Origin of the sequence: Tenacibaculum aestuariivivum, assembly GCF_964507685.1 — a bacterium.
GTDB lineage: Bacteria > Bacteroidota > Bacteroidia > Flavobacteriales > Flavobacteriaceae > Polaribacter > Polaribacter aestuariivivum.
Map to the genome: position 1 here is coordinate 2,503,115 of NZ_OZ208414.1, position 11,886 is coordinate 2,515,000.

The 11,886-nt window shown below is 29.9% G+C and carries 10 protein-coding genes and 1 rRNA gene (1 of these 11 running past the window's edge); 8 read left to right on the forward strand and 3 right to left on the reverse strand.

The window, feature by feature from the left end:
* Window positions 1-102: 102 nt before the first annotated feature.
* From gldG to ACN5J4_RS11260, 3 genes are all read right to left on the reverse strand, one after another.
* Window positions 103-1,746: a gliding motility-associated ABC transporter substrate-binding protein GldG gene (gene gldG / locus ACN5J4_RS11250; RefSeq protein WP_418650081.1), complete on the reverse strand. Its 1,644-nt coding sequence runs from the start codon at window positions 1,744-1,746 to the stop codon at window positions 103-105.
* The gene (gldF, locus tag ACN5J4_RS11255; RefSeq protein WP_418650082.1) at window positions 1,739-2,458 is read right to left on the reverse strand and encodes a gliding motility-associated ABC transporter permease subunit GldF; all 720 of its coding nucleotides are present in this window, start codon (window positions 2,456-2,458) and stop codon (window positions 1,739-1,741) included. The genes gldG and gldF overlap by 8 nt, the downstream gene beginning before the upstream one ends.
* A gap of 293 nt (window positions 2,459-2,751) precedes the next feature.
* Window positions 2,752-3,609 carry an SAM hydrolase/SAM-dependent halogenase family protein gene (locus ACN5J4_RS11260; protein WP_418650083.1) on the reverse strand — a complete coding sequence of 286 codons (858 nt, stop codon included), beginning with the start codon at window positions 3,607-3,609 and terminating at the stop codon, window positions 2,752-2,754.
* A gap of 120 nt (window positions 3,610-3,729) precedes the next feature.
* Here ACN5J4_RS11260 and ACN5J4_RS11265 point away from each other — a divergent pair, with 120 nt between their 5' ends.
* The 8 genes from ACN5J4_RS11265 to ACN5J4_RS11300 all read left to right on the forward strand — a co-directional run.
* Window positions 3,730-4,683, forward strand: a complete 954-nt coding sequence (locus tag ACN5J4_RS11265) for a PhoH family protein (protein ID WP_418650084.1) — start codon at window positions 3,730-3,732, stop codon at window positions 4,681-4,683.
* Between the two features lie 166 nt (window positions 4,684-4,849).
* Window positions 4,850-5,800, forward strand: coding sequence for a phosphoribosylaminoimidazolesuccinocarboxamide synthase (locus tag ACN5J4_RS11270; protein ID WP_418650085.1), 951 nt, complete (start codon window positions 4,850-4,852; stop codon window positions 5,798-5,800).
* A complete protein-coding gene (locus ACN5J4_RS11275) occupies window positions 5,790-6,200 on the forward strand; it encodes a glyoxalase (RefSeq protein WP_418650086.1) in 411 nt (136 codons plus the stop codon). Before ACN5J4_RS11270 ends, ACN5J4_RS11275 begins: the two co-directional genes overlap by 11 nt.
* Window positions 6,178-7,365, forward strand: coding sequence for an enoyl-ACP reductase FabV (fabV, locus tag ACN5J4_RS11280; RefSeq protein ID WP_418650087.1), 1,188 nt, complete (start codon window positions 6,178-6,180; stop codon window positions 7,363-7,365). The genes ACN5J4_RS11275 and fabV overlap by 23 nt, the downstream gene beginning before the upstream one ends.
* Before the next feature lie 81 nt (window positions 7,366-7,446).
* Window positions 7,447-7,917, forward strand: a complete 471-nt coding sequence (locus ACN5J4_RS11285; protein WP_418650088.1) for a hypothetical protein — start codon at window positions 7,447-7,449, stop codon at window positions 7,915-7,917.
* A gap of 124 nt (window positions 7,918-8,041) precedes the next feature.
* A complete protein-coding gene (locus tag ACN5J4_RS11290) occupies window positions 8,042-9,295 on the forward strand; it encodes an aminotransferase class I/II-fold pyridoxal phosphate-dependent enzyme (RefSeq protein ID WP_418650089.1) in 1,254 nt (417 codons plus the stop codon).
* Window positions 9,296-9,402: 107 nt separating this feature from the next.
* Window positions 9,403-10,128 (forward strand): DUF4294 domain-containing protein, encoded by a 726-nt coding sequence (locus ACN5J4_RS11295; RefSeq protein ID WP_418650090.1) that lies wholly within the window; start codon window positions 9,403-9,405, stop codon window positions 10,126-10,128.
* A 789-nt stretch (window positions 10,129-10,917) separates the two neighbouring features.
* Window positions 10,918-11,886: ribosomal RNA gene (locus ACN5J4_RS11300) — 16S ribosomal RNA — on the forward strand (it continues 549 nt past the right edge of the window).

Consider the following 11,886-nt stretch of genomic DNA (forward strand, 5'->3'; position numbering starts at 1 on the left):
TTTTTGACACTAGGTAACAAAAATAAAAATAGTCTTAAATAGATACTTTTAATGGTGCATAGACCTTTTTGTCTTGTAAAAATATGCTAAAAAGTTAATAAACTATTTAGCATATTTCTTTTTTCTTAAATAATTAAAAATAAACCCAAACAACCCTAGTAAAAGTAAAGGAACTCCAATGTTTATAAATTGCCAAAAGCGTTTTTGAGAATATGCTTTTTGTTTGTCTAGTAAATTAATAGTAATTGTTTTGTTGCGTAAATTAATTAATCCGGTATCATCTAATAAATAATCAATGGTGTTTATTAGAAAATCTTTATTACCAAATTGTTCCCCTGTCCATTTATCTAAAGATAAATCATGAGGCTTTCCTTTTAAAATTTGATTTTTAGCAATATCACCATCAGCAATTACTACCATTTTATTAGTAGTACTCTCGGGTTTAAATAAAGGTGTTTTAAAAGGTTTTGTTCTGTTTTTATATGCAGAATTGAATTTTCCTTCTAATAATACTGCTAAAAGTTGTGGTCCGCTATTGTATTGGCTTTCTTTAGGTTGTTTCGCAATACTTTGTAATTCAATAAAATTAGGAGTTCCTATTTTTTTTGTTAGTACTGATGTTACTAATAAAGGTGTTTTTTTTATGGTTCCTTTTAACGTGTCTATTTGTGTGGTAAAACGAAAACGAACAGGAGCAATACTTTTGGTAATTGAATGGTTTGAGTTTCCATTCACTAACGGATGGTAAAACCAATTTAAGTGCTTAAACTGTGCCTGATTAGCTAAGTTACCAGTTGCTAATGGAATTTTAGCAGAATACAAATCTTGAATTAATTTATTATTAATACGAATTTGATAACTAAACAATAAGTCGGTTATATTTAAATCACGCGGAAAAGCCAACATTTTACCTTCATTATATAAGCTATCAGTATCGGCATAATTGGTATCAACCATCCATAAGCTTTTACCTCCGTTGGTAATAAATTGATCAAGGGTAAATTTTTCTTGTTCAGTAAAACGTTCTGTTGGTTTTGCTATAATTGCTAAATCATATTTAGTTAAATCGCTAATTGTTTTCTGCGGATTTTTAGAAACACTGTCTAACGTAAATTTTGCTAAATGATGTTTTTTACCAACCTCACTTAATAAGCTGTATAAATATATATCGTCAAGTTCTCCATTACCAGAAATTACGGCTATTTTTTGTTTCTCTTTTTTTGTAATTCTATTAATTGCATCAGCAAATGAATATTCAAGTTTTTCAATAGCATTTTGCAATTGACTTTCTTGGGTTTTGGCTAAAGAGTTAGGTAGTAAAGAAACTAATGTTGTTTTTTTGTCAATACTAATTTCAGCCCAAGGAAAAATAATAGCTTCAGATAACTTACCATCCTCTTCAACAGTTAATTGGCTAGGCATCATTCCTTTTTTTATCAAACGTTCACGAATTGTTGCTGGATTGATAAACCGGAATTGAATGTGAGTATTTATGGCTTTTAGCTCTTCTAAAAACTGACGTGTTTCAGTTTGTAAACGCTTAAATTCAGCCGGAAAATCACCTTCTAAATAAATGTTTATAAAAATATTTTTTTCAATTTTATTTATTAGACTAATACTAGTTTGAGAAATAGTATAGCGTTTATTTTGTGTTAAATCGAAACGTTTATAAACACTGTTAAATAGGTAGTTGATAAAGAATAATGTAAAGAAGGCAATAGCAATATGTTGTAGTTTCTTATTCATTTTTTAATTGTTGTTTAGTGATGAATAAAAAGAAAAAAGTAACACTGATAAAGTAAATAACATCACGAGTATCTACAACACCCCGACTAATACTTTTAAAATGTTCATTAATCCCAATTTTTTGTATTGGGTAAGTTATAGTATTTAATGAGTTGCTAAGGGCTTCAAATCCGTATAATAAAATAAACGTGATACATATGCTCAAAATAAAAGCTACAATTTGATTTTTAGAAAGTGTAGAGCTAAATAAACCAATAGCTGTATATGCTGCTGCTAAAAAAAGTAACCCTAAATACGAGCCTATTGTACTACCAATATCTAAATTTCCTATAGGATTACCAAGCTTATATATTGTATAAACGTATGTAAGGGTAGGAGTTAAAGCAATACATACTAAAAGTAATGAAGCTAAAAATTTACCTAAAACAATTTGCCAGTCGCTTAAAGGTTTTGTTTTTAATATTTCTATGGTTCCACTATTAAATTCATCAGCAAAACTTTTCATGGTTATGGCTGGTATTAAAAATAAAAACAGCCAAGGAGTTAAATAAAAAAAAGCATTTAAATCAGCAAAACCAGCGTTTAAAATATTTAAATTATCTTTAAAAACCCATAAAAATAAACCGTTTATGAGTAAAAAAACTCCAATAACTAAATAGGCTATAGGAGAAGTGAAAAATGAGTTAATTTCTTTTTTTAGTATTGAATACATATATATGTTACAGTAATTAGTTGTTGTTTAAGTTCTATAATTTATAATAAGAGTATCATTTATTACTTATTTGCTTCCCAAATTAAAGGAGAGTATTTCAATATTTTTTTATTCAAATAATTTTAACAAATTAAAATTTTGATTGTTTTCTAAATACTATTCGTTTTTTTAATAGTTATAGCTTAAATTATTTTATCTCCGTATAGTTTTAGTAAACGGCTACAAGTAGGGTTTCGTATATTTTTTTTTAATCAAAGTTTATTTTTACAGTTTTCACAAACATATAATTAATTTTATATTATAAATTCAGGAGAATTAATGGATTCAAATTCAACAGAAACAGTATCTCTATACCCTAAACCTAGTAATGTTGAAGCACCACCTACGGTATTTAAATTACTTCTATATATAGCAATTTCTAAAAAGCCTGCTGAGTTAAAAATAGCTAGTTTTTCTCCATCATAATTTCTTTTTTCTATAGGAATATTATAGTTAACAATTTCATTGTAACGATTGTAAATTTTATTAAATGTATAACGTTTGGCTGAAATAGTAAAATTACGTCCTTTAGCTATAGTGTTAAAGAGTTTTTCATGAATATTTGTAATTACATTACCATAATTATCAATATAAATAATACCACCTACAATAATGGTTTTTAGTTGGTTTATTTTTGGTTGTATTTCAATACTATTTTTAAAAACTTCTATTTCTTTGCCAATAACATTTAAACTACCTCCACGAGCAATGTGTGATGCAACTTGTACAAAAACATCTAATACCGGAAAACTTGTTTCAATATGATTATGAATATTTATCTCAACAATTTTTGTAGGTTTTATATCAGAGGTAATCATAGATATTAAACCGTTGTCAGGACAAATAAAATAATGATTATCTAATTCAATAGCTATATGTTTATTATCTATGCTTAGTTCAGAATCTACACCAACAATATGTATTGTTTTCTCAGGAAAACTTTTGTAAGCGTTTTTTAAAATATAAGCAGTTTCAGTAATGTTAAAAGGTGTAATATGATGTGTTATATCTACAATTCTAGCATTAGGTAATTCACTATAAATAGCTCCTTTCACAGTACCTACAAAGTGATCTTTTGTGCCAAAATCGGTGGTTAATGTAATTAGAGGCATTATATTAATTAAGTGTTAATTGTCAGGTTAAAAAAATAAGTTAAAATTCATAGCAAAATTACATAAATCAATAAAAATAATCATTATTTTTAAAGTGAATAATCTTAAAACATTTATCATTTGAACGAACGTATCATTGAATTAACAGAAATAGACCCAAATGATTTCTATGGGGCACAGGATAGTACAATAACTCAGTTAAAAAAGTACTTTCCAAAAGTAAAAATTGTAGCTAGAGGAAATAAACTAAAACTTTATGGAGAGCCAGAGATTTTAGACGAATTAGAAAAACGGTTACAAATGCTAATTAAATACTTTAATAAGTATAATAAATTAGATGAAAATAGTATTGAACGGGTTTTAACATCTACAGGAAAAGAAGAAGAAATTAGAAAATCGGGCAAGATAGAAGGCGTTTTAGTTCATGGAGTTAATGGTAATTTAATAAAAGCACAAACATCAAATCAACGTAAAATGGTTGATTTGATGGGTGAAAATGATATGTTATTTGCGGTAGGTCCTGCAGGAACAGGAAAAACTTATACAGCTGTTGCATTAGCTGTAAAAGCATTAAAAGATAAAGAAGTACGTAAAATAATATTAACACGTCCTGCTGTTGAATCTGGCGAAAATTTAGGTTTTTTGCCTGGTGATTTAAAAGAAAAACTAGATCCGTATATGCAACCTTTATATGATGCTTTGCGTGATATGATTCCTCATGAAAAATTAGAATCACATATTGAAAAAGGAATTATACAAATTGCTCCGTTAGCATTTATGCGTGGGCGTACTTTAGATAACGCGTTTGTTATTTTAGATGAAGCACAGAATACAACCCATAATCAGATGAAAATGTTTTTAACAAGAATGGGAAAGAATGCGAAGTTTATCATCACAGGAGATCCTGGGCAAATTGATTTACCTCGTAAACAGGTTTCAGGATTAAAAGAAGCATTGTTGGCTTTAAAAGATATTGGCGGTATTGCACAAGTATATCTTGATGATAAAGATGTAGTACGTCATCGATTGATAAAAAAAATTATTAAAGCTTACAAAAGTATTGAAACAGAATAGTTGTTTAATGTAAGCTGTCAATTTTAAAAAGAAGTTATATTTCTTTTTATTTAGAACTTAGTTTTTTTAGTTTAAGTTTTAATTTGTTGTTTTATTCTTTTTTAGAAACAAATAAAAAGAAGAATAAAAAACATATTTTTGCAATGATCAATACAACAAAGAAAGCATGAATACAATTAACGAGACTAACTTTCAATTTCCAAAGCAAAAGTCAGTTTATAAAGGTAAAGTAAGAGAGGTTTATAATATAGATGATGAGTTATTAGTAATGATAGCTTCTGATAGATTATCTGCTTTCGATGTAGTTTTACCACGTCAAATTCCTTATAAAGGTCAAATTTTAAATCAAATAGCAACCAAAATGATGAACGAAACAGCTGATGTTGTTCCGAATTGGTTGCACGCAACTCCTGATGAAAACGTAGCAGTAGGGTATTTATGTGAGCCTTTTAAGGTAGAAATGGTTATCCGTGGTTATATGTCTGGTCATGCAGCACGTGAGTATAAAGCTGGTAAAAGAGTTTTATGTGGTGCTACAATGCCTGAAGGAATGAAGGAAAATGATAAGTTTCCAACGCCAATAATTACACCTTCAACAAAAGCCGAAAATGGAGATCATGATGAAGACATTACTCGTGAAGAAATTTTATCTAAAAATGTAGTTTCTGAAGAAGATTATATTGTTTTGGAAAATTACACAAAAGCCTTATTTCAAAGAGGAACAGAAATAGCAGCTTCTCGTGGCTTAATTTTAGTAGATACTAAATACGAATTTGGTAAAACTAAAGAGGGTAAAATTGTTTTAATTGATGAAATTCACACGCCAGATTCTTCACGTTATTTTTATAAAGAAGGTTATGAAAAGCGTCAAGAAAAAGGAGAGCCTCAAAAGCAATTATCAAAAGAATTTGTACGTCAATGGTTAATTGAAAATGGATTTCAAGGTAAAGAAGGACAGGTAATACCTGAAATGACTGATAAAAAAATCATTGAAATATCAAATAGATATATTGAATTGTATGAGCAAATTACAGGACAAAAATTTGTAAAAGCAAATACTGAAAATGTATTAAGCCGTATAGAAAAAAATGTTGTTAATTTTTTAGATGGACAGTAAAAAACTTACTATTCGCCCAGTTTTAAATTTATCATCAGTAATTCCGATGGAAAATTTTCAGAATAAAACGGTGCGTCCAATTTTAAAATTACAACACGATCTTATTTTACAATTCTTTATCTTTTTTTGTAAAAAACAAAAAGTGGATATCTTAAGTGTAGAAAAAGAAAAATTTAATAAGACTATTAATACAATTATAAAAAAAAACACCATATTAAAAAATCAGTTTATAGGTATAGTTATAGGGCAATTTACCGTCGGTGAATTTGAATTTTATAAAGACAATAATACTGAAATTAATAAAAGAATTTTAATGATGATTGGCCAACGAGTAAAAGATAGTCAGTTAGAAATTAAAAATTTTAAAACAAACAACAATGATAATAGAACCAAGAACTAGAGGGTTTATTTGTTTAACATCTCACCCAACAGGATGCGAGCAAAATGTAAAAGATCAAATAGCATATGTACAAGCTAAAGGAAAAATTGAAGGAGCAAAAAAGGTATTAGTTATCGGAGCTTCAACAGGTTTTGGATTAGCATCAAGAATATCAAGCGCATTTGGTTCAGATGCTGCAACAATTGGTGTTTTTTTTGATAAACCAGCTACTGCTGGTAAACCAGGGTCTCCAGGTTTTTATAATACAGCTGCTTTTGAAAAAGAAGCAATAAAAGCTGGATTATATGCAAAAAGTATTAACGGAGATGCTTTTTCAAACGAAATAAAAGAGCAAGTTGTAAATTTAATTAAAGAAGATTTAGGGAAAATTGATTTAGTTATTTATAGTTTAGCATCACCAGTAAGAAAACACCCTGTATCAGGAAAACGTTTTAAATCGGTTTTAAAGCCAATAGGAGAAGTTTTTACTAATAAAACAGTAGATTTTCACACAGGAAAAGTATCAGAAATTTCTATAAATCCTGCCGAAGGCGAAGATGTTGCTAATACGGTAACCGTTATGGGTGGTGAAGATTGGAAAATGTGGATAGATGCTTTACAAGCTGAAAATTTATTATCAGAAGGAGCTACCACAGTTGCATATTCTTATATTGGTCCTGAGGTAACAAAACCAGTATATAGAAATGGAACAATAGGAGCGGCTAAAGATGATTTAGAAGCAACTGCTTTTACAATTGCTAATGATTTAAAATCAATAGGAGGTAAAGCTTATGTTTCAGTAAATAAAGCATTAGTTACACAGGCAAGTTCTGCTATTCCTGTAATTCCGTTATATATTTCATTATTATATAAAATAATGAAAGAAAAAGGAATTCATGAAGGATGTATTGAGCAAATTCAACGTTTATATAGTCAGCGTTTATTTGGCGGCAATTTAGATTTAGATGCTAAAGGAAGAATTAGAATTGACGATTGGGAAATGCGTGAAGACGTACAAGCTGAAATTGCTGAGTTATGGAAAAATGCAACGACTGAAAATTTAACTGAAATAGGTGATTTAGAAGGATACAGTACTGAATTCTTTAAATTATTTGGTTTTAAAGTTGATGGAGTTGATTATGGTGCGGATGTTAATGAAATAGTGAACGTTCCAAGTATTCAGTAAATCAATAAAAAATAAATTGAAAACCTCATAGATGTCATGTCTGTGAGGTTTTTTAGTTATATTTAATTTATAAATTAAATTATGGATACAGCTACAATTAAAGCGTTAAAAGATGAGTTAAAGCATCAAAATACAAATCAATTATTAGAATTATGTTTAAAATTAGCTCGATTCAAAAAAGAAAACAAGGAATTACTTACTTATTTATTGTTTGAATCTCATGATGAAGAACGTTATATATTAAGTATAAAAAATGAAATCGACATTTCGTTTGAAAATATAAATACTAAAAGTTATTTTTTTATCAGAAAAAGTGCCAGAAAAATATTAACAACAACTAAAAAATATATTCGCTTTTCAAAGAAAAAAGAAACAGAAGTAGAGTTACTTATATATTTTTGTGTAAAACTTAAGAATTTTACACCTTCAATAAAAAATAGTCCACGGTTACAAAGTATATTAACAACTCAAGTAAAGTTGATAGAAAAATTATTAACAGGACTCCATGAAGATTTGCAATATGATTATCGAATAGCATTAGATAAATTATAAAAATAGAAGTAAGTTATGTCCTAATCTATTTATATCATATTCTGAAAAATAATCAACTAGTTAACAATTTTGAATATCTCTTAAAAATCGTTATTTTTGCACCTAATAAAATTACAAAAGTAACATGACTAAAGATTTATTTGAAAGAATTAAAGAAGATAAAGGGCCTTTAGGGAAATGGGCAGATAAAGCAGAAGGATATTTTGTCTTTCCTAAATTAGAAGGACCAATTTCTAATAGAATGTCTTTTAACGGAAAAGAAGTAGTTACTTGGAGTATTAACGATTATTTAGGTTTAGCAAATCATCCAGAGGTTTTAAAAGTGGATGGTGAATCTGCAGCTACTGATGGATTAGCATACCCAATGGGAGCACGTATGATGTCTGGGCACACTAAATATCATGAGCAATTAGAGCAAGAATGTGCTGAATTTGTTGAAAAAGAAGCTTCTTATTTAGTAAACTTTGGTTACCAAGGAATGGTCTCTGCTATTGATGCTTTAGTAACTAAAGATGATATTATTGTTTATGACATGGATACTCATGCTTGTATTATAGATGGGGTTCGTTTACATGCAGGAAAACGTTTTGTATACAGACATAATGATATTGAAAGTTGTGAGAAAAACTTAAAAAGAGCCGTTAGAATGGCTGAAAAAACTGGTGGAGGAATTTTATTAATTTCTGAAGGAGTTTTTGGTATGCGTGGCGAGCAAGGAAGATTAAAAGAAATTGTTGCTTTAAAAGAAAAGTATAATTTCCGTTTATTAGTTGATGATGCTCATGGTTTCGGAACTTTAGGAGAAGGAGGTAAAGGAACAGGTTTTGAACAAGGTGTACAAGACGGTATAGATATTTACTTTGCAACGTTTGCAAAATCTATGGCAGGTATTGGAGCTTTTTTCGCAGGAGATAAAGATGTAATTCAGTACTTACAATATAATATGAGGTCGCAAATGTTTGCTAAATCGTTACCAATGCCAATGGTAAAAGGTGCATTAAAACGATTAGATATGTTGCGTACAATGCCTGAGTTAAAAGAAAACTTATGGAAAATAACTAATTCATTACAATCAGGTTTACGTAATGCTGGTTTCGATTTAGGAACTACGCAAACATGTATTACTCCTGTATTTTTAAAAGGTGAAATTCCTGAGGCAATGGCAATGGTTCAAGATTTACGTGAAAATCACGCAGTATTTTGTTCAATAGTTGTGTATCCTGTAATTCCAAAAGGATTAATTATTTTAAGATTAATTCCAACAGCAAGACATACGCAAAAAGATGTTGATGATACAATAGTAGCATTTTCAGCAATTAGAGAAAAGTTAGAAAACGGAACATATAAGCAAATAGCAGAAGCTATTATGGCTGAATAAATTTATATAAATAATAAGAATAAAAAACTCATGAAATATTTCATGAGTTTTTTGTTTTAAAAGAGAAACCAATACCTTTATCTTTGAACTTCTTTTTGATAGTAAAAATGAAAAAACTCTTATACATATATATTCTATTATTAACATCTATTTTATTAGGGCAAATAAAAGATACACTTCCCAATTTAAATGAAGAGTATTTTTTATTAAAAAATGGAGACAGTTTAATGATAACTTTAAATGAAGTTGCAGTTTTTCCTAAGCATAAATTTAAAGATAAATCAGATATTCATTATTATTATTGGTTTCGTAAAAAAGTTTTTAAAGCGTATCCGTATGCTGTTCTAGCAGCCAGGAAAATAGATAGTGTCGCTTTACGTTTGTCTAAGATTAAATCAAAAAGAAAAAAAAGAAAGTATATCAAAAAAACGCAAAAATACCTGCAAGAAGAATTAACAAAGCCATTAAAAAAATTAACAAGAACTGAAGGGCGTTTGTTATTAAAGTTAATTCATCGTCAATCTGGTAAAACAGCGTTTAATAATATTAAATATTTACGAAGTGGTTGGAAAGCATTTTGGTATAATACAACAGCCAATATTTTTAAGTTATCATTAAAAAGTGAATATCAACCTGAAAAAGAAGACGAAGATTTTTTAATAGAAGATATTTTACAGCGTGCATTTATTGATGAAAAATTAGAATATCAAGTGCCAAAATTAAAGAAACCTTATAAAAATATAGTTTCAAAAGGAAGAGGAGCGATAGATGTTACTACTTATAAAGAGTTGTTTGTAAAGATTCGAAAGAAGCGAGCAAGAAAAAATAAGTAAAAAAATAAGAATAATTAGAAGCAATTTCCCGCTTTCTGCACTCGCTTTTTTTGTTTTTTCGAAAAGAAAAAACAAAAAAGAGCTCAAACAATTGCTTCAATCGGGGCTAGGCATCTGTACAAAACTATTATAATTCCTTATTATATTGATTATTTAGAGTTTTTCAGAAGATTTTTAAAAACAAGATTCTCGTCATGCTGAATTTATTTCAGCATCACATAATACTAATAACTATGGTAAATAAACATTTCAAAAAAAATAAACGAGCTGTAAACTGAATAAAACAGCTGTTTTAAATTCAAATAATTAAAAAGAATAAAAAAACATTTAAATTAAGATGTTGAAAAACAATTAATTAAAAAACATTTTCAAAATAAATAAAAAAACATGCTTGCAGTTCCAATAAAAGGGCGTAGATTTGCAACCGCTAACGGAAAAACGCAAGTTTAAAAGTTAACAAGGTTCATTAAAATGTCGTTAAGTATCACATTAATAAAATGTAAAAAATAAGTTAAGTTTAACTTGTTTAAAGCAAATTAAAGAATGTATATTTGCAACCGCTTTAAGAAAGCGTAACGATTAAGAAAATTTGGAAATGATTTTAAAAAATCAGTTAGTTCGATTCTAACGTTTCTACAAAAAATGATAGGTGTAAGAATTTATCTGTAACTAACAAGTTACGTTCATTGAAAATATTGAAATTGACAGCGTAAATAAGAGTAGAATAACCATAGCTTTTAATTAAGTTAAATTCTTTTGAAACTTATTCATTCATATTATTTAAAATATACAATGAAGAGTTTGATCCTGGCTCAGGATGAACGCTAGCGGCAGGCTTAACACATGCAAGTCGAGGGGTAACATTGTGCTTGCACAGATGACGACCGGCGAACGGGTGCGTAACGCGTATAGAATCTGCCTTGTACAGGAGGATAGCCTTTAGAAATGAAGATTAACACTCCATAATGTGTAGAAGAGGCATCTCTTTTGCATTAAACATTTATGGGTACAAGATGACTATGCGTCCTATTAGCTAGATGGTAAGGTAACGGCTTACCATGGCAACGATAGGTAGGGGGTCTGAGAGGATTATCCCCCACACTGGTACTGAGACACGGACCAGACTCCTACGGGAGGCAGCAGTGAGGAATATTGGTCAATGGAGGCAACTCTGAACCAGCCATGCCGCGTGCAGGATGACTGCCCTATGGGTTGTAAACTGCTTTTATACAGGAAGAAACCGTGGTACGTGTACCACCTTGACGGTACTGTAAGAATAAGGACCGGCTAACTCCGTGCCAGCAGCCGCGGTAATACGGAGGGTCCGAGCGTTATCCGGAATCATTGGGTTTAAAGGGTCCGCAGGCGGTCGATTAAGTCAGAGGTGAAATCCCATCGCTCAACGATGGAACTGCCTTTGATACTGGTTGACTTGAGTTATACGGAAGTAGATAGAATAAGTAGTGTAGCGGTGAAATGCATAGATATTACTTAGAATACCGATTGCGAAGGCAGTCTACTACGTATATACTGACGCTCATGGACGAAAGCGTGGGGAGCGAACAGGATTAGATACCCTGGTAGTCCACGCCGTAAACGATGGATACTAGTTGTTGGGTTAATTCTCAGTGACTAAGCGAAAGTGATAAGTATCCCACCTGGGGAGTACGGTCGCAAGACTGAAACTCAAAGGAATTGACGGGGGCCCGCACAAGCGGTGGAGCATGTGGTTTAATTCGATGATACGCGAGGAACCTT

Bases quoted from the DNA above. Each gene is read 5' to 3' on its own strand.
- ACN5J4_RS11260 (WP_418650083.1), bottom strand. From the start codon at position 3,609: ATGCCTCTAATTACATTAACCACCGATTTTGGCACAAAAGATCACTTT.
- fabV (WP_418650087.1), top strand. From the start codon at position 6,178: ATGATAATAGAACCAAGAACTAGAGGGTTTATTTGTTTAACATCTCAC.
- ACN5J4_RS11270 (WP_418650085.1), top strand. From the start codon at position 4,850: ATGAATACAATTAACGAGACTAACTTTCAATTTCCAAAGCAAAAGTCA.
- ACN5J4_RS11290 (WP_418650089.1), top strand. From the start codon at position 8,042: ATGACTAAAGATTTATTTGAAAGAATTAAAGAAGATAAAGGGCCTTTA.
- gldG (WP_418650081.1), bottom strand. From the start codon at position 1,746: ATGAATAAGAAACTACAACATATTGCTATTGCCTTCTTTACATTATTC.
- gldF (WP_418650082.1), bottom strand. From the start codon at position 2,458: ATGTATTCAATACTAAAAAAAGAAATTAACTCATTTTTCACTTCTCCT.
- ACN5J4_RS11275 (WP_418650086.1), top strand. From the start codon at position 5,790: ATGGACAGTAAAAAACTTACTATTCGCCCAGTTTTAAATTTATCATCA.
- ACN5J4_RS11295 (WP_418650090.1), top strand. From the start codon at position 9,403: ATGAAAAAACTCTTATACATATATATTCTATTATTAACATCTATTTTA.
- ACN5J4_RS11285 (WP_418650088.1), top strand. From the start codon at position 7,447: ATGGATACAGCTACAATTAAAGCGTTAAAAGATGAGTTAAAGCATCAA.